Origin of the sequence: Aureivirga sp. CE67, assembly GCF_015767245.1 — a bacterium.
Classification (GTDB): Bacteria; Bacteroidota; Bacteroidia; order Flavobacteriales; family Flavobacteriaceae; genus Aureivirga.
In genome coordinates this window covers 27,294-53,434 of sequence record NZ_JADOTV010000009.1, presented here as the reverse complement: position 1 = coordinate 53,434, position 26,141 = coordinate 27,294, and the positions used below count along the sequence as shown (strand labels likewise).

Here is a 26,141-nt window from a genome sequence, read left to right as displayed (position 1 = left end):
TAACTCAAAATTCGTTTCAAGCATGTTCATTACTGGCTTGTGAAAAATTTCAACCATAGCTAAGGCTATGCTGAAAATTTTTCCCTTCACCATCAATAAACATCAGATGAAACTCCTTGTTTTGGCAAAAATGTTTAAACGAGTTCAAAGTTTAATCAAATAAAACTACATAAAATGATTAAAATTTATCACAATCCAAGATGTAGTAAAAGTCGTCAAGGATTAGCAATTTTAGAGAATTCTGGAAAAGAATTTGAAACGATCAAATATTTAGATACACCTCCTTCTGAGCAAGAATTGAAAGATATTTTGGCTTTATTAGATATTTCACCAATCAATTTGGTAAGAAAAGGAGAAGCAATCTGGAAAGAAAACTATAAAGGGAAAGATTTATCAGATGCAGAAATCATTAAAGCAATGGTAGAAAATCCTAAACTTATCGAGAGACCAATTGTTATAAATGAAAAGAAAGCTGTTATTGGTAGACCACCAGAAAACATCGAATCAATCATTTAATGAACTCATTTAAACTTTTAAATCAAAAATCGTTTCAAGCATGTTCATTACTGGCTTGCGAAAATTTTTAACCATAGCTAAGGCTATGCTGAAAAATTTTCCCTTCACCATTAATAAACATCAGATAAAACTCTTAGTTTTGGCTAAAAAGTTTAATCGAGTTCAATTTCAAAAACAATTACGCATTAATTTAATCATTTATTTATGAAAAAAATCTTATTAAGTGCAGGATTATTATTAGCAACTTCTGCTTCTATTTTCGCACAAGAATATAAATTTAAAGATGTTGTAGATATCGAAGCTACAGAAGTTAAAAGTCAAGGAAGAACAGGAACTTGTTGGAGTTTTTCAACTTCTTCTTTCTTAGAGTCTGAAATTTTCAGATTGACTGGAAAAAAAGTAGATATCTCGGAAATGTATACTGTAAGAAATACGTACCCACAAAAAGCGCATAACTATGTGATGCGTCAAGGGAAAGCTCAGTTTAGCGAAGGAGGTTTAGCACACGATGTTTTAAATTCTGTTGAAGCAAATGGTTTAGTTCCTCAAGAAGAGTTTTCTGGATTATTTGGTCAAGAAAAAACATATAATCATGCAGAAATGATTGCTGTTTTAAGAGCAATGGTAAAAACATATGCTGATAATCCTGGGAAGAAATTAAGTCCAAAATGGAGAGATGCTATCAATAAAGTTTTAGATGTATATATTGGAGAAATTCCTGAAAAATTCACTTATGAAGGAAAAGAATATACACCTGAATCTTTTAGAGATGCCATGAAAATTGATGCGGACAACTATGTTACGCTTACCACTTTTACACATCAACCATATTACGAAAGTTTTATTTTAAACATTCCAGATAATTTCTCTAACGGTAGTATGTATAACTTACCTTTAGATGAATTTGTAAACGAAATCAATCATGCTTTAGAAAACGGATATTCTATTGCTTTAGATTGTGATGTTTCTGAAAAAACTTTCTCTGCAAAACACGGAGTTGCAACTTTACCTCATGACATTGGAGATAATGAGAAATCTATGACTGAAATTGTTGCTGAATTAAACGTAACTCCAGAAAACAGACAAGTAGAATTTGAAAACTTTAATACAACAGATGATCATTTAATGCATATCACAGGTATGGTAAAAGATCAAAAAGGAAATGTGTATTATAAAGTGAAAAATTCTTGGGGTGGAGATAGCCAAAGAGTTGGAAATGGAGGATACATCTACATGAGTGCTCCATATTTAAAAATGAAAACTATTTCTGTGCTATTACACAAAGACGGAATGACTAAGAAAATGAAGAAAAAATTAGAAATCTAATTTTTAGTTTCTCAAATAAATAAAACCTCCTATTTCACAAGAATTAGGAGGTTTTTTTATTTTATCAACTATTTTTACGATCGCTGGCGCGAGTTTGTAACTCGTGACCTCATAAATACTAGAAACAATGGGCACACTTTACAAAAGTGCGCCAGATTTTAAATTAAAAAAATTATATATTTTATCAATTATTTTTACCTAAATATAATTCTCCTTGTTTTAAAAGTAAACCACCAAAATCTTCCTTTTGCACATCGTCTAAATCTATATATTCGAAATAAGCATCTTTTCTGAAAACTTTATACAAAGCTGTTTCTATCTTATTCGCTTGTACTTCAAGATCATTTTTTGTTGAAACTCCAATCATAAAATAAGGTTCTGTATTATCTTCTGGAGCTAAATATAAACCTACAACGACTTTGTTTAAATAAATATCATTTTTCAATTTCTCAAATACTTTTACAAAACCTTTATGATCATATTTATTTGGTTTTGTAAAAAGTGTGGTAACCATTTTCATTTCAATTTCTTTAGACCTCACTCCTTCTTCTGTAAGATTCAAGAGAATATCTTCTGTCACATCTAAAGCTCCTTTTTTATTATTTTTCAAAAACTGGAGAGATTTAATTGGTCCCCAAGGAACAGCCCACCAACCAAATAAATACGTATATAAATTATATTTCTTTTTATATTTTAAAAAATCTTCTTCAGTCTCTACATATATTGCTGGAGAGATTCTTTCCATGGATAATAAAACAATTGAGATACAATACTGAAAAACTACAAATTTTCCTTTTTTCTCTATTTCTTCCTTTGAAATATCTTTTTCTATCACCAATTTTTGCATTAATTTCCTTTCCATACTTTATATTTTGATGGCTAAATGTAAGTATTTTTTTAATTCCATCAATTCAAATCATTTTCTTAACCTAGATTAATGGAAAAATACATAATAGAAAATAATTTTGTCATTCAACAAAAAAGGAATAAAATGAAAAAAAATATAATAATACACAAAGCAGAAAGTCGAGGAAATGCAGATTATGGATGGTTAAAAACTTCCTACACATTTAGTTTTGCAAACTATTTCAACCAGGAAAGAATCAACTTTGGTGCACTTAGAGTTTTGAATGACGATATTATTTCTGGAGGTATGGGATTTGACACACATCCACATCGAAATATGGAAATTATTTCTATTCCACTAAAAGGAGAAATTCGACACAAAGATAATATGAGTAATGAAGCTGAGGTTATAAAAAGTGGCGATATTCAAGTGATGAGTGCTGGAACTGGTATTACCCACAGCGAGTTTAACAATAAAAAAGAGGAAGATTTAAAATTGTTACAAATTTGGGTTTTTCCAAACAAGAAAAATGTTGCTCCAAGATATGATCAAACGACTTTAAAAGAAGAAGATCGAAAGAATAAATTCCAACAAATTGTTTCTCCAAATAAAGAGGACGAAGGTGTTTGGATTCATCAAAACGCATGGTTTCACCTTGGAATTTTTGAAACCGATTCTGAAACAACTTATTCCCTAAAAGATAAAAAGAATGGTCTATACATTTTTGTGATAAGCGGAAAAGTTCAAATAGAAAATCAAATTTTAAATCAAAGAGATGGTATGGGAATTACAGATTTCGAAACCGCTGATTTTAAGTTTTTAGAAAATAATTCAGAAGTTTTATTAATGGAAGTTCCTATGGATTTTGAATAAAATATTTAAAGTTGGAAGAGTATTTTTTAAAATTTAACAAACATTAAAACAATTAAAATCAAAAATATAAATCTAAATTAGTTTAAAACACACCCCTAACCCCTCTCAAGAGGGAAATTTGATAATATTCATTCAAAAAATTAAACCTTAGAGTCAAAATTATTTTTATTTTAGCCAAAAAAAAGATGAGAAAAACTCTGATAATTTTATTTTTATTTTCCATAAAATTTTGCAATTCGCAATCAAAAACCAATCTGAGTAAACTTCTTTGGGAAAGTGTCAATTCTTGTTATAAGATGATTGAAAATGGAAGTGATGAAGATTATGGCATGGATTTAAACAAAATTGATGATGCCAAAAATGGTTATTTACAAATCTCCGGAAGTTGGCCTACTTGCGGATGTTCTTGTACTTCTACTGTTGCTGCTTTTAAAAATCTTCAAGGAAAATATACACTTATTCAAACGGATGAAGAACCATGTGCTTGGAAAAAAAGTATTCATTCCAATAAAGATTTAAAAAGCATTTTTCCTGAAAATTTTGGAATTCAAAGTTTTGGAGCTAAAGTGAATTCTGAAAATGTTTCTTTTCCATATTTCTATCTTTCTATAGACATTCCAAGATATGGTACGGATATGAAAGTTGAATTATTCACAATTCCTTTTGGATTGAAAAACGAAGGAAATCAACTGATTTCTTATGGATATGGTAATTTTAAAGAGCGAAAATATCTCCATGGAATTTCTACAATTGTAAATAGCATAAAAGATCAAAACACTTTAAATCATTTAGTTTCTGGAAATTTCAATAAAATTCAGATAGAAGATTTAAAGATTATTCAAGAAGAAATTGGAGATGATGATAGTAGGTTTGATAATTTGGGTGAATTGCAAAAATATCTGAAAGAATTAAAAGAAATCTATATAGTGTACAATCAACTAGAAACTACTTCTCTTGTTTTCGGTTGGGATAAAAAATCATCTCGATTTTATATTAAATCAAAAGGAAAAAATAAGACAAAAACTAGTTTTTTAGAGTTTTTACAAAATCATGCTTATTGGAGTCCTGTTTGTTAGTATATTGAGTATTTGAAGTGTAAAAATCATATATTATTTCCTAATAAAACCTTTATGCAAAATAATATTTTAAACCAAATAAGTTCTTCATCTAAATCTGAGAAATATGGAATCTTAAATTTACTTATTTGGATTTCTACTTTTTTTATAATTTTTCTTACGGATATTTTTAACAAATATCCCTCTTTATATATAATTCAACGAAATGTAAGAACGATAACTTTAATTTTAAACCTAATTCTAGTTGTATTCTCTTTTCTAATGAGTTTAAGTTTAATCACAGATTTAATTTTAAAAAAAAATCAAAAAAAGAGAAAATTGATTTTTATAATTTTCATTTCTTTTCCTTTTATACTAACTATGATATTAGTGTTTATTGCATTTTTATTGACTAATTATTAAAGATTTTATCAAAAAATACTAAGCTCCTGTTAAACTTTCTAGTGAGTTTTCTTCTGATTTTAAATTTATAGTAACTTTAAGAGAAACAGACTCAAGTCTACTATTTATAAACTAAATCAGACTAAAATGAAAAATTTATTAGCTGGAATTTTCATTTTTGGTTTACTCGTAAATTTTACTTCTTGTAAACCAAAAACAGAAAAAGTAGAAACGGAAGAAGATGTTACTATTGTGCAACATTACTCAGAATACCCTCCAACTTATCATCATGAATTAGCTTTGGAAGTTTTGGATGCAAGCATGGAATGGATTGGAAATTTCAATAAAGGAAATGTTCAGGGTTGTGTAGATGGTTATACAGATAATGCGGAAATGAGTGCTTTACCTTTTGGAATTAAAAAAGGAAAAGAAGAAATTTCTGAGTTTTGGACTTCTTTGGTTAAAAAATCTGGAGCGAAAAATATTGTTTATACAAATGTGAGTGTAGAAATTGCTAGTAAAAATATCGCTTTTCTTTCTGCAAATTGGAGTATGAATATTGGTGAAGGAATTATCTTTCAAGAAAAATGGGAAAAAATCAATGGAAAATGGATTCTGACTTATGATAATTTTCAAGTTTTAGAACAATATAAAAGTCCAAAAAAAAATCCTACAAATCCTGTGGGAGATCATCTTCATTTGAAAACTATTATCAATAATTCTAAAAAATGGATTGAAGATTTCAATTCAGGGAAAGGAGAAATTCTTAGAGAAAGTTATACTTCTGATGCTCGCTTAAATGCAACTCCTTTTGAAAATATTGATGGTAATGAAGGAATTCAAAAATTTTGGTCAAAAATGATTTCAGATGGAGCAAATAATCTCACTTTTCATAATCCAACTTTTAAAATCAAAACAAAAAATTCTGCTTACATTTCTTCAAGATGGAGTTTGAATATTGGTGAAGGTAAAATTTATCAAGAAAAATGGGATTTAGTCGATGGAAAATGGAAAATGTCTTATGATGAATTTCGAATGTTTAAGAAGTATTAAATATCTATTTTAAAATCAGTTACTAAAAAAACACACCTAACCTCTCTCAAGAGGGAAAAATAAAACTAAAGAATCCGAGAATTAATTTTCTTGGATTTTTTCTTTTTTATAGAGGTTATGTTTGAAAATTTATAAGCATTTTTACATTTCTCAAAAAATAACTAAAAAAACGAAAAGATATGAATTACAAAATTATTGCAAATGAAGAAGAATTATTAAAATTCATCCATTGGTTACCAGAATTAGAAGAAGGAGAAAAATATTATTTAGCATTGTTTTCAAGAAAAAAATATTGTGAAACGCTAATTCAATCGAGTGATAAGACACAGTTGAAAAGATTTGTAACAGAAAAAGATCGTTTTTATAACAGATTGAGACAATTGGAAATTCCGGTTGGAGCTTGGAAATTAAAAAATGGAGAGGATGTTCCACAAGAATCACTTGCACTTTATATCACTATAAATCCAAGATCGATGAAAAAAGCTACGGAGATGATGGGTAAAAAATGTTGGGATTTGATGAGTAGAGGAAATTATAATGTTCATGCGGAAGCTTTGAGTTGTATTCAAAAATCAAAATCTAGAACTTGTTTTATCGATTTTGATATAGATACTAAAGAAATTGACTTAGATTTGCAGTGGTTAAATGAAGAAATTGGAGAAGCGAATTATGAAATTCTGGAAACTCGCGGAGGATATCATATTATGGTAAATCCTACTCAAGCTTCTGCATTTCGTCAAGAAAAATTTGGTGATAAGAATTGGCATGTAAAAATCCAAAAGAAATATCCAGTAGATCAATCTGGTGATCAATTGGTTCCTGTTCCAGGGTCTTATCAAGGTGGTTTTGTACCAAGATTTATTAAAAAGACATTATCTGTAGAAATTTAAAAAATGAAAGAAATACGATTTAAATATGAAATGAACACCAAAAAAACAATCTCTTCTTTAGTGTTTTTTGGAATCATTGGCGCTTTACTTTTAGGTGCTGGATTTACAAATAAAAAAGCAATTTCTATTTGGAAATTTAATTTTTCTCAGGAAGCTTCCACTACATTCTATTTTGTTTTAGCTGGAATTTCATTGCTTTTTGTTTTTCTTCCATTGATAGGAATCTTAAAAAATAAAAATACCAAACGTGAAATTATTGTTGGAGAAAAATCCATTTCTGCTCCAAAAAGTCAATTTAGTAATAAAATAATCACGATTGATTTTGATCAAATTACAAAGTTTTATCTGGAAGATGTTGCTGAAACTAAAAGTATGATTTTGAAAACTTCAAATCAAAAATTGGTAATTTATGATATCATGATTTCTAATAAAGAAAAATTTCAAGAGCTTTTTGAACTTGTAAAAGAAAGGTATAAGAACAATTAAATATTAAGCCAATTTATATTTAAAGCTTGACATTTTTTACAAATTACGTATTCATCTGTAGAAATTGAAGTTTTACAATTATGACATTTTTCATTTTCAATGTTTAGATGCTGAATCAAAAACTTAGCTTCTAGGTGTGAAAATTCACAATTATCCATAATAAATTTTACACCTAGAATTTTTGAATCTTTCGTAATAGTTACAATTTGTTGTTTTAAATTTTCATCGATTTTTTCAACTTCAATACCTTCTTTAGGCAAGCATCTTTTACATTTTAAATTCATATAGTACTTTTACTTAAAATTTCTTTCCAACGAGTCATTATTAAATCTGTATAAATCTCTTTTTCTAAATTATAAGAACCAAGTGCAAAACCATCATTCCATTCAATTAAGGCAGTTTCTCCATTACTTAAAACTCCAAAATCAATTCCGTAAGCAGCTGTTTTTTCATCTGATTTTTCAAAAACTTTAATTGCTTTTTCTACTTCTTTTAAATCTAATTTTATTTCAGGATTCCCAGCGTAATTTTTAATTCCAACAATTTTAGAATTTATAACAAAAACTCGAAATTCTGAAAGCCAATCTACAATCTCAGAACAATATAATTTTGTAGATTTTGAATAATTTTCAAGTTGAAATAAATCAAAACTTGAATTTAAAACAAAACCTGTAAACAATTTTGTTTTATTTTTTGGCTTAATGAATATATCTGAAATATCTTTTTCCAAACTTTCATTAAATAATCTAGTAAGTGAACTTTCCCAAACATTTCTTTTCAAAAAAGGTTTTAAACTTTCTGGATAAGAATTGTTTTGACAACTAAATTTCAGCCTTTTGAAAACTGTTTCCATTACAGAATGATCACCAACAACTAAAGTATTTTTATTTAATTTCAGTTGATTTCGATGCAACTTTTTAGAAGTAAATAATTCATAAGGAATGTCTCTGGATTCTAAAACTTGAACAATATTTTCATGTTCAATTTCTAACTTACCATTTCCATATTCATGAATTAAAGCTTTTGTAATTATTCCTTCTTTTTCCAACTCTCCATTTCGATTTTAACTAAACTATAAAATGAAACAATCGCAAAAGCACCACTAAACCATTTCTCTATTTTTTCACTATCATTATAAATAGGGTGAGAGATATTAAAAAAAGAGAAAAAAGAAATTAGGAAAACAAGAATTATTAATATTTTTAATCTAGTAGTTTTTTCGATTTTAAACATATAAAATGTTAATATAATTACTGTGATTGCTAATATAATTACAAATAATATTTTCATTGTTTTTCTTGCAATATTAACAAAAAAAAGAATTACTTTTCTTTTATTTGTAAAAAAATAAATAATGAAAGAAAATTTCTATATCAGCTTTAAGATTGAAAATTCTGTTCGACTAAAAGCTTTAGAAAAATTACTTAAACGTGTAAATGAAGAAAAAACAATCTATTTTGAAACTTTCGTTGAACCTCCAAGTGAATTAGAGTTTTGGGAAGAATATTTAGACCAAAAAACATTAAATCATTTTAATCAAAAAAATATTCATTGGGATTTTGATTCTATTTTACATACTATTATTAATGGAGAATACGAGTTTTTAGAAATTGAAAAAAAGGATAATATTTCTTATTTATATTATAATCCATTTAGTTGTCCTTTTGGTGGAACTGAATCTATTAAGGCAATGATTGAAGGTTTTGGAGCTGAAGTTCTATATGATTCTTGGAATGATGGCTTGGAAAAATTTGAAAATGATATAGAAGAAAATCAAATAAAATCTCCAAAAAGAAACTTTTTTATTCAATTCAAAAAAAGGATTTCTAAATTTGCTACGATAAACAAAACCTAAAAAATGTGTCTACTTAAAAAAGCCTTTCTAGTACATCTTAAAATTTTTCTGATTGCTTTTCCTATTTCTCTTATTTTTGTTTTAGGTGATTATGGATCAAGTTTTATATATCTAATTCTGACTTTTGCTCTGCACTACTATTTTCTGTATTACAAAGGAAAAAAACAATTGTATTATTACTACAATCTAGGATTCACAGAAAAATCTCTTCTAATTTATAATTTCATTTTTGGATTTTTTATTTCCTGTGTTTTAGAAATTATTTAAAATTTTAAGCTATGAAAAAATTACACATTGAAAATATTTTAAAATCTTATGATCATCGAAATATTCTTTCCAATATTTATCTTGGCTGCAATACTGGTGAAATTATTGGAATATTAGGTCGAAATGGTGTTGGAAAATCTACTTTATTGAAAATAATTTTTGGTTCTATAAATACGGATAATAAATTTATTAGAATTGATAATCAAACATTATTAAAGACTTCAGAAATAAGAAAAAACATTAAATATCTTCCACAAGATTCTTTTTTACCAAAAAACACAAAAATCAAATATTTAATTTCGAATTTCTGTTCAAAATCTATGAAAAATGAAATTTTAAATCATGAATTTGTAAAACCTTTTTTAAACCAAAAAGCAGTTGAATTATCTGTTGGAGAAAGAAGAATTCTTGAAACTTTAATGGTTATGCACACCAATGCAAATTTTATTTTATTAGATGAACCTTTCAGTGGTGTAGCTCCTTTGATTAAAGAAAAATTAAAAGAAATTATCCTTGAATTTTCAAAGAAAGGAAAAGGTTTTATCATCACAGATCATGATTATAAAAATGTACTAGAAATAGCTACTAGAGTTGAATTATTAAAAAATGGAAAACTAAAAAGTATTTCTTCTACTGATGATTTGAAAACGCATGGATTTTTGAGTTCTGTTTCAGTAAATTTTTAATTTCATTTTCTATGCATTAAAAGATTTTATCATGTTTAAAATCTTATGAATGAATTTTATTTAATCTAAAACACACCCCTAGCCCCTCTCAAGAGGGGAACTTGACACCTGTATCGTTTTATACAAAATCAAACGTAATAATTACTTAAAACAAAAAAACAGTATCTGAAAAAGATACCGTTTCTATATATTGAATTGTTATTATTTAATTTAAAACACACCCCTTGCCCCTCTCAAGAGGGGAATTTAAAATGTTGTAAAAATTTATCTAAATATTATTTACTAACAATTTTCGCGTCTTGACTTAAGATTTCTTTTCTTCCACGAAAAACCATTAAATATGCATCTGGAGAATCATTCGTTCCTAATTCATTAATATAACACTCATAGGTATAATCTACATTAGTAAATTTATATTTATGGTTTCCTCCACTCCCATCAGGAATCAATCTTCCATTTTTTAAAACCAAAGAAGGTTTATCTGTCATTTTTGAATCAAGCGGCCAAGAAGCATAACGATAAGTTCCGTTTTCTAGTTGATCCACACGAACTCTAAACTTCTTTGTTTCCATAACTAAAATTGGTTTCTTAAACACTTTTAAACTTTCATGAACTTTTCTACTGCTTTTCTTAGAAATTTTTGCTACTTTTTTATCTCCTTTTTTCGATTGGTAATTAACTGCAATTAAATTTCCATTCAAACCAAGCCAAAGCGCTCCATTTTTAAACATTATTCCATTAGAACCAACTTGAGACCAATCTTTATTTATATCTGAATTTACAATCATATTCATAAAATCTTGGTCAAAAATTTCTTTAAACTTTCTTTTAAACTCTGATTCATTTTTAATTGCAGAAAGTGGTTTTGCTCTCCTAAGGGGATATCTCACTATTTTTTTAAGTTTATTTACATCTTTATTTTCGATATAATCAATAAAAGTTTTCACCATTTCTTGTTGATTTTTTTCAAGACCTTGTGCAAAAAACTTTGTAGTAACAATTAGTAATAAAACAAATAAGTAATGTTTTTTCATGTGATTATTTTTGTTAAGTGTATTTTTCTTTCATACAAAAAAAGGAAAATAAATATTAATTTAAATAACTAACAAAAAAAAATTCGAATCTTTTCTTCACATTACATCAAACTGTTTTTAAACCTTTCTATTTTTTTACTGTCCTATTTATGGCACGAAATCTGTAAACGGATTCATTGCCAATAATTAAACTAAAAATACTCCAAAAATGAAAACAATAGAAATTAAGCATTTATACAATCGCGCTGGTTTTGGAAGTATTCCTTCGAATTTTAAGCAATACAAAAATACTTCTCGTAAGGAAGTTGTAGATAATTTGTTTGTGAAGCATACCGACAATCAACCTTTTCGATTGAATTTTGATATTCCTCAAAATATTCAGATGCTTCCAAAAGAAGAAAAAAGAAAAGCAATTAAGAAAATCACCAAATCGGTGCAAAAACTGAATTTTGCTTACATTGAAAAATTAGCAAATACAGATGCTTTTTTGAGAGAAAAAGTAACACTTTTTTGGCATGGACATTTTGCTTGTAGAACGAGAAAATCGGATAGAGCTCAGAAATTAAATAATACGATTCGTAAACATGCACTTGGAAATTTTCGTGATTTGGTAATTGCAGTTGCAAAAGAACCTGCAATGCTCGATTTTTTGAATAATAAACAAAATAGAAAATCGCATCCTAATGAGAATTTCGCAAGAGAGTTAATGGAACTTTTCACGATTGGACGAGATAATTACACCGAAAAAGACATTCAGGAAGCTGCAAGAGCTTTTACTGGTTGGAATTATAACAAACAAAATGAATTTGTATTAAAAAGAAAATTCCATGATTATGGAGAAAAAACTTTCTTCGGAAAAACTGGAAATTTTGAAGGAACAGATATCATCGATATTTTATTGGAAGACAAAAGAACTGCAAAGTTTATTGCAACCAAATTACATCGTTATTTTGTAAATGATTATGATAATACTTCAGAAATCAATGCGATTGCTGATGTTCTTTATAATTCTGATTATAACATTGAAGAAACTTTAAAATACATGTTCAATGCGGATTGGTTTTACGCTACAGAAAATGTAGGAACTAAAATCAAATCGCCAATTGAATTTATAACTGGATTACACAGAACATTTTCTATTTCTTATAAAAACAAAAAAGCAACTTTCATCATCCAAAAAATGCTTGGACAAGTTTTATTTCTTCCTCCAAACGTGGCAGGTTGGCCAAGCGGAAAAAAATGGATTGATAGTTCTAGTTTGACTTTGCGTTTAAAACTTCCTTCAATTCTTTTGAATAATGGAGAAATTCCTTTTTACGAAAAAGGGGACGACGTGGATATTGCTGTAAAACGAGGAAAAGGAAACAGAAAATTGAGAGCAGAAACAAACTGGGAAGGTTTTATGGAAGCAACTTCCGATTTTACCCAAGCAGATTTAATTGAATATTTGATTACTCCAAAATTGAGCGCAACTGCTCAGAAAATCTGTCAGGATTTGACTTTGGATAAAAAACAAAATGCAACTGTCTTGGTTTCTTTACCAGAATATCAAATGTGTTGATTTCGCTAATTAATATTTAATTACGAAACGATACTATTTTCTGGCTCAAGTTTGTAAACATTACTTATTGTAAAACACATTGCCCTATTATCAAGAGCTGGACTATCAAATTCTAATAAAATTTTCGCTAATACAGAGAATTTTGAAATCCTATTCACGTTCTTGTTCATTTTTTGCTTGTCCAAAAAACGAACCAAAAAAGGACACTTTCATAAAAGGTGTTTTTTTGACAACAAGGTCAAAAAACCGTATTTTAATTACTAAAATTCCTACAAGGATTCGGAATTTCTTAACGTAATTAAAATACTACACTCATTATGAAAGACTAAGAAAATCTTCGATTTTTAATAAAAAATTAAAGAATTTGACAATTTTAACTCTAAACAAGGGAATTTAAAAAAAGAAAAAAAAATGAAACGTAGAGATTTTTTAAAAACTACAGGAGTTGCTTCAATGACAATGCTTTTACCAAATTTCTTAAAAGCATTAGAGTTTTCTCCGAGTTTAAAAGGACATAAAAAACTAGTAATCATTCAGCTTTCTGGAGGAAATGACGGCTTGAACACTGTAATTCCTTATGAGAATGATTTATATTATAAAAACAGACCAACTTTAGGAATTGGTAAAAATGAAGTTCTGAAAATCACGGACGAACTTGGTTTACATCCGAGTATGAAAGGAATGGAAAAACTTTTTGAAAAAGGGTATGTTTCTATTCTGAATAATATTGGTTATCCAAATCCGAATCGTTCGCATTTTAGAGCGATGGATATTTGGCACACTGCAAGTGATTCGGATAAATATTTAGATTCTGGTTGGCTTGGTCGTTATTTGGATTCTAATTGTCAATCTTCACATGAAGTTTTAGAAATTGATACAACACTTTCTTTGGCTTTAAAAGGAGATGCAAAAAATGCTTTGGCACTGAAAAATCCGAATTCTTTATACCAATTGACGAAAGAACATTATTTTGATTCTTTGCTTCGAAATACTTCGGATGAAATGTTGAGCGAGGATAATTTAGGGTATTTGTATAAAACTTTGGTAGAAACAAAATCTTCTGCAAAGTATATTTTCAATACTTCTAAAACTTATGAAAGCAAAACAGAATTTCCGAAAACAGATATTGGTCAAAAACTAGAAACTACCGCAGAATTGATTAATTCTGGATTGGACACTTCAGTTTATTATGTTTCTACAACAGGATTTGACACACATGCTTTTCAGCAAAAACAACAAGAAAAGCTTCTTGGAAATTATTCGGATGCGATGCTTTCTTTTGTGGAAGAATTGAAAAAAGGAAATAATTTTAAAGATACTTTGATTGTTACTTTCTCTGAGTTTGGAAGAAGATTAGCTGAAAATGGAAGTCGTGGAACGGATCATGGAACTGCAGGACCAATGTTTGTAATTTCTGAAAACCTCAGCAAAAATGGAATTTTTAATGAAGCTCCAGATTTGGTAAACTTAGATGGAAATAAAGACATTAAATATCATTTGGATTTCCGACAAGTATATGCAACTGTTTTAGATAAATGGCTGAAAGTTGATAGCTCAAAAATATTGAATAATAATTTCCAGCATTTGGATTTTATTTAGGATTGACTTATTTTATAAATTGATATAAAAGCACAGTTTTTAGCTGTGCTTTTTTTGGATTAAATAATATTTAAAGTTTCATCTATTAAAGCCTTATAATTATTTGTGTTTTTAGACAAAAATGCTCTCTTTTCTTCTAAATTAATACAGATTAATTTAGCTTTATTATTGAAATAATCAGTATTATAATCTTCTACTCTTCTTAAGTTATCATCTGATTGAGCAATTGAAAAAATTATTTGAGTATCATTAGGTTTATTTTTTTCAATAAATTTCAAAATTAAACTTCGATTTGTATCATCTATATCTTCTTTAAAAATAGCATCTAAAACAAAAGGTAATCTATGAACATAATTAGTTTCTTTTATCAGTTTATTAAATGCAAAATTATATGCTAATAAAGTCTTTAATAATTCTACACCTTGTTGTGGAAAAAGCTTCATTCGATATAAAAAATAGTCCTCATTAAACGTTTCTACTTTTAATTCTTCTAAATATTTTATAAATATTTTTTTAAACCTGTTACCTTTAAAATTTCTTATTTTTTCTATATTTCCCTCTTCATTATATCTATCTAATAGTAAATTTAGTTCATTTACCTTAGTTTTTAATTTTTGTACTTTTTCATTTATATTTCCATTTAATTTTAAGTCCGCCTTTATGTCTAACCATTTTTCAAATGTTAATCCATCAATATCATAGTTAAACAATAAATAATAATCTTTAGAAATTTGTTCTTTTAATTCTGAAACTTGTTTTTTAACAGTATTTAATCTACCTGTTTTTTCTTTGATTTTTTTCTTATTAGTGCTTTTAAGAGAATTAATATCATCTTGATTTTGATAAAATTCATATACTTTTTCAATTGATGAAGGAAGGGATTGTTTACATGTAGGACAGTCATTTACTAAAGGTTCTTGTGATGAGTGTTCTAAATTAATTTTTCTTAAAATTTTATTATGTTCGTCTAAATAATTAATTTCATTACTTAATAATAGATATTCTTTCTCCTTTTCTATCAATTGTTTTTTATTGTTCTTATATATTTCTAGATAATCAATTGATTTTTGCACTAAATTATCATCATAAAAAATTGCTTCCTTAAAACTATCACCTTCTATTCTTTTTAAAAAACTGAGATTAAATTCTAAATCTTTCTTTTGAGCTTCTAGTTTTATTTTTTCTTCTCTATTAAATTCTTTTTGAATTCCTAAATAATAATCATAATAATCAAATTTAAAATTTTTATAAAAATCAAATCCTCGAAATGATTTTAATGTTAATACCCACCCATAATCCTGTGCAACATAATATGGAAGAAACATAGCTTCTATAGAAGCCAAAATAAACTCATCTTTTTGTTGTAAAAATAAATCAAACCCAAATAGTTTTGTAATATATTTTTTAAGCCTTTTATGTTCTGCAGAGCTATTACCTTTAATTCCAGAAAATTTTTCAATTTTATTATTACTATTATCCTTAATATAAATAAATTCAAAATCTCTTATTATGGTATAGTTTTTCTTTTTTTGATCTTCTTTAACCTCAAAATCCAATCTAAAAATAATATCCTCAGATAAAATCTCCTTCAATTTATGATACTCATCATTAATACCAAATGTGTAATTTATTGATTGTAATAATGTACTTTTTCCCGAGGTGTTTTTTCCATAAATAATATTGACTCCATCTTCAAACTTAACATAAAAAGATTTATCTGATGTTTCTGAAAAGACAAAAAATTGAATGTATTTGATTGTTTTTTTCATATTTTAATTTTTCTTATAAATTGTTTCAAAATAAGCTGCAAAAAAAATAGCTTTAACTTTATCTTTATCTAATAAAGAACTACAATTCTCATAGAACATTTCTATTAATTCTAAAACAATTTCTTCTTCTTTATATTTTTTACATTTTTTATAATTTAATCTAGTAAATTCTAAAATATCTCTATGCTCAACTTGTTTCATACTTTTAAAAAAATCAAATGAAGAATTAAAAGTTAATTCAAATTCCTCACGTTCATATGGTTTCACCTTAAGTATTTGAGATACTTGACTTTCATGTTTTCTCCAATAATCAAAACACTTGGATTTTGTAGTTAAAATTTTAAAAGTTTTTTCAATTTGTTCACTAGTAATTCTTTTAGAATTATCTAATAATTTCACTACATTTCCTTGATTAAATATAACTTCTAATTCATTAAACATTTCAAGCAAAGCCATAACAGCTGCTCTAGGATTATTAATTTTTTCACCAAAAACTTTATCTAATTGCCCAACTAATTCATTAATTTGTTTATCAACAGTTCTATTTAAATCAATCCAAATAAAATGTAAATAGTCAAATTGTTTATTTAGTGATTCATCATTTATTCCTTTAATTATTCTTTCTTTTATAGGAGTTGGTAAATAATTATATTCAACTAAATAGTTATCTTCTTTTATTGAAACACTATAAGGAACCTTATTTTTCTTAAGTTTTAATTGAGTTATTTGATTAGATGAAAAAAATAATAAATGTCTATAATCTTTTGATTTTATGATTTCATCTTTATTTAATGCTTCTCCTGTTTTTAATAATTTCTTTAAAATATTAAACAATTCTTTATCTAGTTTCCAGATATCAGGAGATTTCTTTTTTGATTGATATGCTTCAATTAATTCAATTTCATTTTTTTCTGACAAAAAACAAAATAAAAAATCATCATAATGTTCTAAACATAAAAAATAATTTTTATCCTTAAATTTTTCTTCATAAAACTCCAATAACAAGTATAAAGCTGTATTCCTTTGAAGAGCGAAACCAGTTTGAGCAGAAACACCTCCATTTATTGATTTATCAATCATAGTATTTTTTAGAAATCATATTTATAAATTAGTTTCAGTTAAAACTGAAAAAACCAAATATAACTTTTCCTAAAAAAACAACAAAACAAAAAACTCTTTTTTAAAACATTAAATATTAATTAATAAAAAACAAAAAATAGTTTTAAATCTACAAAACAAAAATCTTTAATTTAATATAGTTTATAACTGAATAAACTATCAATAAAAAGTAGCTTAATTCTTAGAATCTTTTTCAGTTTATTTATTCAAAATCTTCAATTTACACTTTATCCCAGCAGCATTACACTTATTAATTATTTCCATAAAACTTGGGTTTATTAAATACTCTGTTTTACTTTTTTCGTCTAAAAAACCCATATCATAATAAGTTTCACCCAAAAACCTATCGGTATTAATTGGTTCTTCTAAAATTATTTTATGGTTAGTTACTTTTTCAAAAACCTCAACTTCTGACAAATCAAATATTTCTGTAAACTTATATAACTTCCTCTTATCAAAAGGAATTTCCACATACCAATATTCATCTAATCCACGAATTTTCAATTCAAATTTTCGAACCCAATCTACTGGAGCTGATCCTGTCAATTCTATATCATCTGTTATTTTAGAAACTAATAAACTTCCTGTTCCAATCCACGTTGTTCTCTTTACACTGGAAACATATTTATCTTTTGTAAGAATTTTCGGAATCGTATAACAATAATCATATTCCATCACACCTTCTCTTAGCCCACACAATTGCTCATAAGATGCATCTTCTTTAAAATTCTTTTCAAAATAATCATCAACTCGCAGCATTAAATTATCTAATTCTTTTTTTGGAATCGGCGGTTTCTTTCTTTCCTTAATGTAATATTCAATTAGTTCAATTGCATGTCCTAACCTATATTTTTCAAAATCATTCTTTGCTTTTTGTTCTAATTCTTTAAAATAATATGGTGTTTCTTCATAATGCGCAATCCAACGTGTCGTATTATTTATCAAATCATATAAAAACAAAAAATCTTTATATAAATCCGCTTTTTCATCATGTCCTGAAAAACTTCCATTGAAATCTCCTAGAAAACTAGCATCATAATTATTTCTAATCCAATTCAATATCGTTTTACAGCTAGCATCAGATAACACAGAACCATCATGTTCTTTTAAGTACAGTAAATCATTAAGTATCTCTATTCCTTCTCGCCAAGTTATTCCTTTAGCATTAAAAATATTTAATTGTTTTTCAATCAAATTTTCTAATTCTTCTATCAGGATTCCTCCTTTTAAATTCTCAATTTCTGAAATTTTTGTTGTATCCATAACACACCCCTAATCCCTCTCAAGAGGGGAAATTATTAATCTTTAAACATTTATCTAAGACGACTCCTATTAAAAAATCTACTTAGAATAAAAAAACACGATTTCCAAAACCGTGTCTGAATATATATTGTTTGTAATTTTTAAAATGTAATTCCGATTTTCAATATTTATAAAAAATTAAAAACCTCTGTTATTTCTATTTCGTTCTTTGAAAATAATAATTTCCATCAAAAAGAAAAGAATTAGACAAAGAGCTAAAAAACTAGCTGAAATTATCTTTATAAAAAAATAATTATTCAAAAATAGAATAATAGTAGAAATAGTAATAAACATCCAAAGTAGTAAATTGACTACTGCAAAATGATCTTTCTTTCTTATTTTTAATTTTGACTGATTTATGAATAAAATCCCCATTACTAAAAGAAAAACTATAATAATACAAAGAGTCGTTGTTGACATATATAACAATTTTTTATTTTCATCAAATATAAAAATTTATTTGAAAATCTCAGGATACTAAAACTATATAATTATCAATCATCTATAGCTCAAAAACCTTTGTCAAAATAACTCCTTTCCAGTCATCTTTTATGCAAAGTAACACTTTTGTTTCTTTTATTTTAAAATTAAATGGTGGAGCTAAAACATCTAATCCGCTTTTCTTTTTCAGTCGAATTCCTTGTCCAGAAATAATATCGATATTTGGAGTAAATTCTCCTTCAGGGATGTGCTCTGTTAGAATTACATATTTATAATTGGAAAGTTTATCCAGAACACTTTGCACCTCAGTATTGGATAAATGTTGTAAAACTTGACGAATAATCACACAATCCGCAGCTGGCAATTCGTCTTTTGCAATATCTAAACATTGAAATTCTAAATTAGCCGCTTTAAACACTTTTTTGTTTCGCTCAATCAAATCTGGAACAATATCCGAAGCAATATATTTTTTGGTGTGCTTCACCAAATGTTTTCCTACATTAAAATCTCCACACCCTAAATCGCAAACTGTCAAAGGAGTTTCGGAAGCATTCAAAAACTCAGAAATCACTTTTAAATATGGTTCTACAATTTTCGGATCATGAGAACCAGAACCTGAATAAAATTCAACTTCTCCTCCCCAAAGATTCTTTTCATAAATCTGTGCCATCGCATCTTTGGTTGGCCATGGTTTTTTATTTCTTTTTGTTTCGTTTTTTGACATTTTTGTTTGGTAATTTTCTGGCTTAGGGATTGCAGCGGCATCCTTTTTTGCTTTTCTTCATAAAATTGCTTTAGCAAAAAAGATATAGCGGAAAGCCCGACTCTGCAGATCCTGAGCGAAGTGCAACGAAGTCGAAGGATTCTGTGGAGGAAGCTCCTAATATCTAGAGCCTGTTTAAATTTATGAATTGCAAATTTATCAAATTAGAGTTAATAACATTTGGTTAAAATCAGAAGAGTGAATTTTAATTATTTTAAAACACATCCTTAACTCCTCTCAAGAGGGCAGGGCTGTAAAGTTCTAATTTTATTTATCGATTTTGATGATTGCTGACGCGAGTTTGTAACTCGTGACCACACAAATGCTAGAAACAATGGGCACACTTTACAAAAGTGCGCCAGGTTTTTAATTAAAAAATTAGGAGAACCTGACAGCCCTGCTCTCAAGAGGGAAATTTGATAATCTTAATACAAAATGAATCGTGAAAATGTTTATGCAGTTTTAAAAATGTATCCTCAAAATAATTCTCACGCCTAATTTTAAAAAAGCTAAAATAAACGATAATTTGTTTTGATTTATTACAATTTTTAAAAGTTAATTAACATTTTTTTGAATTTTCTCCTTTATCAAAGCTTTATTTTTATGTATCAAACTTAAAAAGAGTTAATTATGCAAAAAATTACTTTTCTATTTTTTACTATTATTTTTAGCTTGAATCTATCTTTTGCACAGGTTTGTCCAGATGCAAATTATAGTTATACCAATCAGGATTTATTGGATAATTTCCCACAAGATTGTGACGAAATTTCAGGAAACATCCAATTATTAGGAAGCGGAATTACGGATTTGACTCCACTTGCAAACATCACTAAAATTGGTGGAACATTAAGAATTGCTACTTCAGGTTTAACTTCTGATTTGAGTGGATTGGAAGCTCTGACTTCTGTTGGTGGAGATTTGAGAATTGAAAACAATGAAAATCTTCAGACTATGGAGCAATTTGATAATCTGACAGAAATTGGCGGAGATTTAAATATTACAGGAAATGAAGCTTTATCAGCACTTCCTCAAAACAATATTTTGACCGAAATTGGTGGTTATTTCAACATCACGCAAAATAGTAATCTTACAACAACTGACGGTTTTAATAGTTTAGAAAACGTAGGTAGATTTATTCAATTTATATCAAATAGTAATCTAACAGAAATTCCAAATTTCAATAATCTAGTAAACTATGATGGAGAAATTAGAATTATCAACAATGAGTCTTTGGAAAGTATTATTGGTTTTTCAAATCTGATTTCTGTCACAGAAGATATTGACATCAAAAACAATCCTTTACTGAATAATTTGACAGGTTTTGATAGTTTGGAAGAAATTGGAGAATCTTTAGAAATTTCAGATAACGAAGGTTTGACTGATCTTTTAGGGTTTAACAATCTTGGAAATGTTGGCGAAAATATTGCGATTTTTCAGAACAATAATTTAGTTGATATTGCTGGTTTTGAAACACTAAACTTTGTACAAGGAGGAATTCAAATTGCTGTAAATCCTTTAATGGTAGATATTTCTGGTTTTGATGCTATTCCATCTATTAATGGTTATCTGATTATTTATTATAACGATGGTTTAGAAGATGTCACTGGATTTAATAATCTATCTGAAATCGGTGCTTTTATGGAAGTTAATAATAATCCTTTATTAGCTATGTGTGATGCTTTTTGTGAAGTTTTAAAAGATGATATTGGTTCTGTTACTATTAATAATAACGCTCCAGGATGTGATACTAAACAAGAAATATTAGATAATTGTAATATCGGAATTTTTGAAAATGATTTACAATCAATCTCTATTTATCCTAATCCAAATAATGGAAAATTTAAAATTGATGGTTCTATTTCTTTTGATAAGCTAGAACTTTTAGATCTTTCCGGAAGATTGATTCAAACAAAATCGGTTTCTAAAAATTCGTACTATGATTTTTCTAATCTGGATAAAGGAATTTATTTAATCAAAGCTTATAATGAAAACATTATTTATCAAACGAAAATTTTCATAGAGTAATAATTATTTTAGTGTATTTGTAAAAAAGCTTCTAATTTTTGGTTAGAAGCTTTTTTTGTAGTTTTTCCTTATTCTTTAAAATTGATAAAAACTAAAATATTTTATTGGTTTAGATCACTTTATTATGATAAAACCTTATGAGTGAATTTAAAAACACACCCCTAGCCCCTCTCGAGAGGGGAATTTGATAATCTGTATATTTTTATACTATACGAATTGTTATAATATCTATTATTTAATTCTATTTTGTTCAAAAAAATCATTCAATTTTAAATCCAATTCGTTTATATAATCTCTTCCAAAATCTCCATTTTCTAAATTATCATATAAAAAATGTGGTAAATCATTTTCGATAGAATTGTCTAGACTAGAAAGTGCTAGAGAAAGCGAAGCAACCGTATCTACATCTCCACCAAAAGTGACACTTTTTTGAAGTTTATTTTTCAGAGAAGAATCATTTAACACAATAGCTAAAGTCGCTTCAAAAGTTTCAATTCCATTCATTCCGACTTCCTGATTCCACATTCCTTTCCAATTGTATTTTTGAATATCATTTAAATATTCCAGCAAATCTTTTCGATTTCCTTTTTGATAAAGAAAATAGTGACTTATAAGCGCTACAGCATTTGCAGCCAAAATCGCTTCTTCGGTTTGATGAGTTACTTCAGCTTGAATTGTACATTTTTCAATAATTTCATTTTCAGATGGAAAAACTCCAAGAACATAAGCTCGCATTGCAGCTCCATTTCGATTACTTTTATTAATGATTTTATCCAAAAACTCTTGACCAGAATTAATTTCAGACAAAAAAGAATAAAATCGCTTTGCATATCCTCTTCTCGGATCTCTCTTGAAAGTATTTACAAAAGCTTCTGCAATATTTAGAGAATTCCATTCTTTGTTAGAAAGAATCAATTCTGCTAAAGCGATTGACATTTGTGTATCATCTGTATATTTTCCGCAGATTTCTGGAAAAAGTGGATGTGTTTCGTATGTTGTTACCTTATTTTTTTCTAGGATTTTTGAACTTTCTGCAAATTCAAAACCTGCTCCATAAGCATCTCCTATTGCTCCTTTTAATAGCATATTTTTTGTTATTTCATTAATATTTCTTCCCCAGAAAATCTTTCAAACCTTGATTTCTTATTGTTTCAAGATTATAATTCAGATTTTCATTTAATTTTTTCGGATCTCTGACTATTATTTTTTCATTCTCATTTTTAAAAATATATTCAGAGTGATCATTTGATTTTAAAACCATTTTCACATCAATTGTATCAGATTTTGATTTAATAAAATAAGAATAAATTGGATTTTTATCTTTATACAAAATCTCAACATTTTCATTATTTGGATAAAGTTTTAAACTATTTTCATCAAAATCCTCTCCATGTCCTCTTTTGATATGATCGCTATAAAAATTAACGATTACTATACTATCATTCAAACGAATTGCCAAATCATCTAATAAAATTCCAGAACCTGTAGAAGTCTTAAGAGGATTTCCAATATGTAAATAAACCGTTTGATAACTTAACAATTTTAATTTTCGTAGTAAATCAAATTTCTCTTTATGATTCTTAATTTCTTTTGGAAACTCTTCTAATTTTAAATATTTATTTTCTTTATAATTTTCTATAAGTTCTTTTTTCAAAGACTCTAAATGTGAATTCGTAGTTTCTAAATTTTTCGAATCCAATATTTTCTGTTCAAAATCTAAAAACAATTTATTTAAGGCTAAAGCTTCTTCATAAACTTCCTTTGTAAAATACTGATGATATTCTTCATTTGCATAAAGCTTAATTCTTTCTAGTTGGTATTCGATTTTTTCTTGTTTATACTTTAAATCTTCACGAACATAAGTTTCTAATGTAGATTTATAATCTTTTTTACAGGAAGTAAAAATTACAAGAAATAATAGTAAATACTTTTTCATAAGTTTTATTTTAAAAATACTTTTTCTCCAACAACAATCGTCGTATCTATTTTAGAAACAACACGTTCGATTTTTCTATTAGATTTCAAAACTGCATTGATATAAAATGTATCTAATTTTGATTTTATAAAATACGTTTCATAAATATCAGAATCTCTTTTTAGTATTTTTATTTTTTGATCTTTTAAATCTGTAAGTTTTTTCATTTCAAAACTTTCAGTACCATAATCACTATCTTTTTTAGCTAGTTCGCTATAAAAATTCAACATCACAAGACTATCATTTAAACGAATTGGCAATACATAAGAAGTATTTGATAATTCCTTTAAATCATTACTTAATTCTAAACCAGCGATTTTAAAATTCATCATTTTCATTTGTCTTAGCAAATCATATTTCTGGCGAGTATTTTCTATTTTCAGAGGTAATTTTTCACTTTTTACTTTAGGATTTTCTTTAAATTCGGAAGCAAGTTTATCATTTAATGAATTCAAATAAATATTTACAGCATCTAAATCTTTTGCATTAAGTATTTTTTGTTCATATTCAAAAAGTAAACTGTTTATTACATTAGCCAATTTATAATCTTCTAGGTAAATAGCTGGTTGTTCCTTAGATTTCACTTCTAAAGCTTCAAGATATAAATCAATATTTGATTGCTTGTTATTTAGATCTTCTCGAACATAATTATCTAAAGCAGGTTTGTATTCATTATTACACGAAGTAAAAATTATTAGAAATAGTAGTAGAAAGTTTTTCATAGTTTTTATTTAAAAAATGTTTTTGTTCCAACGACAATTGTGGTATCAATGATTTCTGTTGAAAAATCAGGATTTTCATTCATTTTTAAAAATGCATCTATATTTAAAATATCGGATTTTGTTTCAATAATATAAGAATCCAAAATATTTTTTTCTTGATCTAATTCTTCTATTCTTTTCTTATTTACATCAGATATTTCATATATGTAAAATTCATATACATTTTCTCGTTGACGTTCTAAATCTTTCCTTCCACTTGTAATATTTAATAGTACAGTAGAATCCGTCAATCTCATAGACGAAATGGATGATTTCTGATGAATAATAAAGCATTTTATTCCAAATCGACTTTCAATATACTTACTATTAATAGTTTTCAATTTTCTTAGCAAATCATATTTTTCACTTATTTCTTTAATTTTTTGAGGATAGTAACTTTCTTTAAAACTTGAATCTATTTTACTTTCTAATTCCGAAAGAAATACGTTTATAGAATCTTTATTTTCAGATTTTAAAATTTTTGGTTCATACTGAGAAATTAGCTCCGTAAAAAGATTAGATCTTAAATGTGATTCAAAATATGCGCGTGGCTGCTCTTTTTCCTTCTCTTTTAAGTGAAGAATTTTATAATCAATTTTACTTTGAATATATTTTAAATCTTCTTGAACATAATCTTCCAGAATTTCTTTGTGCTCATTTTTACAAGAAGTAAAAATAATTAGGAATAGTAGTAGATATTTTTTCATAGATTTTATTTCATTTTCCAATTATTTCGAAATATAGTTATTTCTCTTCTTTTAATTCAAAATCTAAAACTTTTTTACAAAACCATTCATTTTCAGATAATTTTTCAACTTTTAAAACCAGTTCCACTACTTGTTCTTTTTCTTTTAAATCTTCAAAAGTAAATTTTGAAAATCTCAACAAGTCTTCATCGTTCATGTAAACAATATAATCGGTATAAGAATTTTTTGTAATTCTTTTAGCAACATGGATATAATCTTTTTGTATTGAAATAGAATCTCTTCGGTTTGCATTTTCATCTAATTCAGAAAAATTAATTTTTCCTTTATAATCATGAAATATCAAATTCCCAACCAAGGTGTGTATGTCTCCTACTTTTACTAGTTCTTCTTCCGTTTCTGATTTATTTTTAATTTTTTGTTCAATTTCAATGGAAGCTTCAGAACTGAAAATTGTAGAAATAAAAATAGCTATTAGCACTAAAATAAATATCGGCAACAAAGATAGTTTTCTTCTTTTACGTAGGATTTTGACAAAAATTAAGGCACTAAAAATTATAAATAATAAAACAAGGATAAATGTAATTGTACTTAACATGATTTTCTTTTTCTAATTTTTAAAAAAGCAAAAATAGATGATTTTTTTAACACACCCCTAGCCCCTCTCAAGAGGGGAACTTCAGAATCTGCATATCTTTATACAAAATCAAACGTGATAATATTTATCATTTTCTAATTTCTCTCTTAATTATTAAAATAAATCACGGTAAATAGTTACTTCAATCCGTTATTGTAGTTATTTTCTATTACTTATTCAGGTATATTGGTTTAA

General features: G+C 26.9%; 27 protein-coding genes. 12 read left to right on the top strand and 15 right to left on the bottom strand.

The features are described 5' to 3' along the window. Positions 1-174 precede the first annotated feature (174 nt). Both arsC and I0K12_RS11915 read left to right on the top strand, forming a co-directional pair. Positions 175-516 carry an arsenate reductase (glutaredoxin) gene (gene arsC / locus I0K12_RS11920; protein WP_196888343.1) on the top strand — a complete coding sequence of 114 codons (342 nt, stop codon included), beginning with the start codon at positions 175-177 and terminating at the stop codon, positions 514-516. 204 nt (positions 517-720) lie between these two features. Further along, entirely contained in the window at positions 721-1,842 is a 1,122-nt protein-coding gene (locus I0K12_RS11915; RefSeq protein WP_196888342.1) for a C1 family peptidase, read from the top strand. Between the two features lie 184 nt (positions 1,843-2,026). On the opposite strand, the gene I0K12_RS11910 is transcribed toward I0K12_RS11915, so the two are convergent. Beyond that, positions 2,027-2,704: a hypothetical protein gene (locus I0K12_RS11910; protein ID WP_196888341.1), complete on the bottom strand. Its 678-nt coding sequence runs from the start codon at positions 2,702-2,704 to the stop codon at positions 2,027-2,029. A 129-nt stretch (positions 2,705-2,833) separates the two neighbouring features. Here I0K12_RS11910 and I0K12_RS11905 point away from each other — a divergent pair, with 129 nt between their 5' ends. The 5 genes from I0K12_RS11905 (at position 2,834) to I0K12_RS11885 (ending at position 7,448) form a co-directional block, all read left to right on the top strand. Further along, the gene (locus I0K12_RS11905; RefSeq protein ID WP_196888340.1) at positions 2,834-3,562 is read left to right on the top strand and encodes a pirin family protein; all 729 of its coding nucleotides are present in this window, start codon (positions 2,834-2,836) and stop codon (positions 3,560-3,562) included. Between the two features lie 185 nt (positions 3,563-3,747). Further along, complete coding sequence (locus I0K12_RS11900) at positions 3,748-4,638, top strand: hypothetical protein (RefSeq protein ID WP_196888339.1); 891 nt, start codon at positions 3,748-3,750, stop codon at positions 4,636-4,638. Positions 4,639-5,166: 528 nt separating this feature from the next. Continuing rightward, positions 5,167-6,072: a hypothetical protein gene (locus I0K12_RS11895; RefSeq protein ID WP_196888338.1), complete on the top strand. Its 906-nt coding sequence runs from the start codon at positions 5,167-5,169 to the stop codon at positions 6,070-6,072. A 179-nt stretch (positions 6,073-6,251) separates the two neighbouring features. Beyond that, positions 6,252-6,962, top strand: coding sequence for a hypothetical protein (locus tag I0K12_RS11890; RefSeq protein WP_196888337.1), 711 nt, complete (start codon positions 6,252-6,254; stop codon positions 6,960-6,962). Positions 6,963-6,965: 3 nt separating this feature from the next. Further along, positions 6,966-7,448, top strand: a complete 483-nt coding sequence (locus tag I0K12_RS11885) for a hypothetical protein (RefSeq protein WP_196888336.1) — start codon at positions 6,966-6,968, stop codon at positions 7,446-7,448. On the opposite strand, the gene I0K12_RS11880 is transcribed toward I0K12_RS11885, so the two are convergent. From I0K12_RS11880 to I0K12_RS11870, 3 genes are read right to left on the bottom strand one after another with little or no spacing between them, the layout of a single operon-like run. After that, a complete protein-coding gene (locus I0K12_RS11880) occupies positions 7,445-7,732 on the bottom strand; it encodes a hypothetical protein (protein WP_196888335.1) in 288 nt (95 codons plus the stop codon). The two genes, I0K12_RS11885 and I0K12_RS11880, sit on opposite strands and share 4 nt — an antisense overlap. Further along, a complete protein-coding gene (locus I0K12_RS11875; protein WP_196888334.1) occupies positions 7,729-8,496 on the bottom strand; it encodes an ATP-grasp domain-containing protein in 768 nt (255 codons plus the stop codon). Before I0K12_RS11875 ends, I0K12_RS11880 begins: the two co-directional genes overlap by 4 nt. After that, a complete protein-coding gene (locus tag I0K12_RS11870; protein WP_196888333.1) occupies positions 8,478-8,738 on the bottom strand; it encodes a hypothetical protein in 261 nt (86 codons plus the stop codon). Before I0K12_RS11870 ends, I0K12_RS11875 begins: the two co-directional genes overlap by 19 nt. Positions 8,739-8,802: 64 nt before the next feature. Between I0K12_RS11870 and I0K12_RS11865 the strand changes: the two genes are divergently transcribed. Both I0K12_RS11865 and I0K12_RS11860 read left to right on the top strand, forming a co-directional pair. Continuing rightward, on the top strand, positions 8,803-9,303 hold the full coding sequence (locus I0K12_RS11865) for a hypothetical protein (RefSeq protein WP_196888332.1): 501 nt from the start codon (positions 8,803-8,805) through the stop codon (positions 9,301-9,303). 278 nt (positions 9,304-9,581) lie between these two features. Further along, complete coding sequence (locus I0K12_RS11860) at positions 9,582-10,256, top strand: ATP-binding cassette domain-containing protein (protein ID WP_196888331.1); 675 nt, start codon at positions 9,582-9,584, stop codon at positions 10,254-10,256. 275 nt (positions 10,257-10,531) lie between these two features. On the opposite strand, the gene I0K12_RS11855 is transcribed toward I0K12_RS11860, so the two are convergent. Continuing rightward, positions 10,532-11,290 (bottom strand): hypothetical protein, encoded by a 759-nt coding sequence (locus tag I0K12_RS11855; RefSeq protein ID WP_196888330.1) that lies wholly within the window; start codon positions 11,288-11,290, stop codon positions 10,532-10,534. A 208-nt stretch (positions 11,291-11,498) separates the two neighbouring features. On the opposite strand from I0K12_RS11855, the gene I0K12_RS11850 reads away from it, so the two are divergent. Further along, complete coding sequence (locus I0K12_RS11850) at positions 11,499-12,851, top strand: DUF1800 family protein (RefSeq protein ID WP_196888329.1); 1,353 nt, start codon at positions 11,499-11,501, stop codon at positions 12,849-12,851. 20 nt (positions 12,852-12,871) lie between these two features. Here the strand turns inward: I0K12_RS11850 and I0K12_RS11845 are convergent, their stop codons facing one another. Further along, entirely contained in the window at positions 12,872-13,021 is a 150-nt protein-coding gene (locus tag I0K12_RS11845) for a hypothetical protein (RefSeq protein WP_196888328.1), read from the bottom strand. Positions 13,022-13,262: 241 nt separating this feature from the next. Here I0K12_RS11845 and I0K12_RS11840 point away from each other — a divergent pair, with 241 nt between their 5' ends. Further along, positions 13,263-14,450 carry a DUF1501 domain-containing protein gene (locus tag I0K12_RS11840; RefSeq protein ID WP_196888327.1) on the top strand — a complete coding sequence of 396 codons (1,188 nt, stop codon included), beginning with the start codon at positions 13,263-13,265 and terminating at the stop codon, positions 14,448-14,450. Between the two features lie 59 nt (positions 14,451-14,509). Here the strand turns inward: I0K12_RS11840 and I0K12_RS11835 are convergent, their stop codons facing one another. From I0K12_RS11835 to I0K12_RS11815, 4 genes are all read right to left on the bottom strand, one after another. Beyond that, positions 14,510-16,219, bottom strand: a complete 1,710-nt coding sequence (locus I0K12_RS11835; RefSeq protein ID WP_196888326.1) for a hypothetical protein — start codon at positions 16,217-16,219, stop codon at positions 14,510-14,512. Between the two features lie 3 nt (positions 16,220-16,222). After that, positions 16,223-17,299, bottom strand: coding sequence for a hypothetical protein (locus I0K12_RS11830; RefSeq protein WP_196888325.1), 1,077 nt, complete (start codon positions 17,297-17,299; stop codon positions 16,223-16,225). A gap of 237 nt (positions 17,300-17,536) precedes the next feature. Beyond that, on the bottom strand, positions 17,537-18,601 hold the full coding sequence (locus tag I0K12_RS11825) for a hypothetical protein (protein WP_196888323.1): 1,065 nt from the start codon (positions 18,599-18,601) through the stop codon (positions 17,537-17,539). Positions 18,602-19,142: 541 nt separating this feature from the next. Further along, positions 19,143-19,805, bottom strand: coding sequence for a class I SAM-dependent methyltransferase (locus tag I0K12_RS11815; protein ID WP_196888319.1), 663 nt, complete (start codon positions 19,803-19,805; stop codon positions 19,143-19,145). 669 nt (positions 19,806-20,474) lie between these two features. On the opposite strand from I0K12_RS11815, the gene I0K12_RS11810 reads away from it, so the two are divergent. Then, positions 20,475-21,869: a T9SS type A sorting domain-containing protein gene (locus I0K12_RS11810; protein WP_196888317.1), complete on the top strand. Its 1,395-nt coding sequence runs from the start codon at positions 20,475-20,477 to the stop codon at positions 21,867-21,869. A 231-nt stretch (positions 21,870-22,100) separates the two neighbouring features. On the opposite strand, the gene I0K12_RS11805 is transcribed toward I0K12_RS11810, so the two are convergent. From I0K12_RS11805 to I0K12_RS11785, 5 genes are read right to left on the bottom strand one after another with little or no spacing between them, the layout of a single operon-like run. After that, on the bottom strand, positions 22,101-22,955 hold the full coding sequence (locus I0K12_RS11805; protein WP_196888315.1) for an ADP-ribosylglycohydrolase family protein: 855 nt from the start codon (positions 22,953-22,955) through the stop codon (positions 22,101-22,103). Positions 22,956-22,971: 16 nt separating this feature from the next. After that, on the bottom strand, positions 22,972-23,805 hold the full coding sequence (locus I0K12_RS11800) for a hypothetical protein (RefSeq protein WP_196888313.1): 834 nt from the start codon (positions 23,803-23,805) through the stop codon (positions 22,972-22,974). Between the two features lie 5 nt (positions 23,806-23,810). Further along, positions 23,811-24,566 (bottom strand): hypothetical protein, encoded by a 756-nt coding sequence (locus tag I0K12_RS11795; protein WP_196888311.1) that lies wholly within the window; start codon positions 24,564-24,566, stop codon positions 23,811-23,813. A 5-nt stretch (positions 24,567-24,571) separates the two neighbouring features. Continuing rightward, the gene (locus tag I0K12_RS11790) at positions 24,572-25,312 is read right to left on the bottom strand and encodes a hypothetical protein (protein ID WP_196888309.1); all 741 of its coding nucleotides are present in this window, start codon (positions 25,310-25,312) and stop codon (positions 24,572-24,574) included. A gap of 37 nt (positions 25,313-25,349) precedes the next feature. Then, positions 25,350-25,808 carry a hypothetical protein gene (locus I0K12_RS11785; RefSeq protein WP_196888307.1) on the bottom strand — a complete coding sequence of 153 codons (459 nt, stop codon included), beginning with the start codon at positions 25,806-25,808 and terminating at the stop codon, positions 25,350-25,352. Positions 25,809-26,141: the final 333 nt, after the last annotated feature.

What these genes read in the sequence shown, in the direction of transcription:
- I0K12_RS11845 (WP_196888328.1), bottom strand. Translation starts at nt 13,021, where the DNA reads ATGAACAAGAACGTGAATAGGATTTCAAAATTCTCTGTATTAGCGAAA.
- I0K12_RS11840 (WP_196888327.1), top strand. Translation starts at nt 13,263, where the DNA reads ATGAAACGTAGAGATTTTTTAAAAACTACAGGAGTTGCTTCAATGACA.
- I0K12_RS11850 (WP_196888329.1), top strand. Translation starts at nt 11,499, where the DNA reads ATGAAAACAATAGAAATTAAGCATTTATACAATCGCGCTGGTTTTGGA.
- I0K12_RS11815 (WP_196888319.1), bottom strand. Translation starts at nt 19,805, where the DNA reads ATGTCAAAAAACGAAACAAAAAGAAATAAAAAACCATGGCCAACCAAA.
- I0K12_RS11905 (WP_196888340.1), top strand. Translation starts at nt 2,834, where the DNA reads ATGAAAAAAAATATAATAATACACAAAGCAGAAAGTCGAGGAAATGCA.
- I0K12_RS11870 (WP_196888333.1), bottom strand. Translation starts at nt 8,738, where the DNA reads ATGAAAATATTATTTGTAATTATATTAGCAATCACAGTAATTATATTA.
- I0K12_RS11895 (WP_196888338.1), top strand. Translation starts at nt 5,167, where the DNA reads ATGAAAAATTTATTAGCTGGAATTTTCATTTTTGGTTTACTCGTAAAT.
- I0K12_RS11835 (WP_196888326.1), bottom strand. Translation starts at nt 16,219, where the DNA reads ATGAAAAAAACAATCAAATACATTCAATTTTTTGTCTTTTCAGAAACA.
- I0K12_RS11795 (WP_196888311.1), bottom strand. Translation starts at nt 24,566, where the DNA reads ATGAAAAACTTTCTACTACTATTTCTAATAATTTTTACTTCGTGTAAT.
- I0K12_RS11825 (WP_196888323.1), bottom strand. Translation starts at nt 18,601, where the DNA reads ATGGATACAACAAAAATTTCAGAAATTGAGAATTTAAAAGGAGGAATC.
- I0K12_RS11790 (WP_196888309.1), bottom strand. Translation starts at nt 25,312, where the DNA reads ATGAAAAAATATCTACTACTATTCCTAATTATTTTTACTTCTTGTAAA.
- I0K12_RS11915 (WP_196888342.1), top strand. Translation starts at nt 721, where the DNA reads ATGAAAAAAATCTTATTAAGTGCAGGATTATTATTAGCAACTTCTGCT.
- I0K12_RS11860 (WP_196888331.1), top strand. Translation starts at nt 9,582, where the DNA reads ATGAAAAAATTACACATTGAAAATATTTTAAAATCTTATGATCATCGA.
- I0K12_RS11805 (WP_196888315.1), bottom strand. Translation starts at nt 22,955, where the DNA reads ATGCTATTAAAAGGAGCAATAGGAGATGCTTATGGAGCAGGTTTTGAA.
- I0K12_RS11810 (WP_196888317.1), top strand. Translation starts at nt 20,475, where the DNA reads ATGCAAAAAATTACTTTTCTATTTTTTACTATTATTTTTAGCTTGAAT.
- I0K12_RS11830 (WP_196888325.1), bottom strand. Translation starts at nt 17,299, where the DNA reads ATGATTGATAAATCAATAAATGGAGGTGTTTCTGCTCAAACTGGTTTC.
- I0K12_RS11910 (WP_196888341.1), bottom strand. Translation starts at nt 2,704, where the DNA reads ATGGAAAGGAAATTAATGCAAAAATTGGTGATAGAAAAAGATATTTCA.
- I0K12_RS11900 (WP_196888339.1), top strand. Translation starts at nt 3,748, where the DNA reads ATGAGAAAAACTCTGATAATTTTATTTTTATTTTCCATAAAATTTTGC.
- I0K12_RS11880 (WP_196888335.1), bottom strand. Translation starts at nt 7,732, where the DNA reads ATGAATTTAAAATGTAAAAGATGCTTGCCTAAAGAAGGTATTGAAGTT.
- I0K12_RS11800 (WP_196888313.1), bottom strand. Translation starts at nt 23,805, where the DNA reads ATGAAAAAGTATTTACTATTATTTCTTGTAATTTTTACTTCCTGTAAA.
- arsC (WP_196888343.1), top strand. Translation starts at nt 175, where the DNA reads ATGATTAAAATTTATCACAATCCAAGATGTAGTAAAAGTCGTCAAGGA.
- I0K12_RS11855 (WP_196888330.1), bottom strand. Translation starts at nt 11,290, where the DNA reads ATGAAAAAACATTACTTATTTGTTTTATTACTAATTGTTACTACAAAG.
- I0K12_RS11890 (WP_196888337.1), top strand. Translation starts at nt 6,252, where the DNA reads ATGAATTACAAAATTATTGCAAATGAAGAAGAATTATTAAAATTCATC.
- I0K12_RS11885 (WP_196888336.1), top strand. Translation starts at nt 6,966, where the DNA reads ATGAAAGAAATACGATTTAAATATGAAATGAACACCAAAAAAACAATC.
- I0K12_RS11865 (WP_196888332.1), top strand. Translation starts at nt 8,803, where the DNA reads ATGAAAGAAAATTTCTATATCAGCTTTAAGATTGAAAATTCTGTTCGA.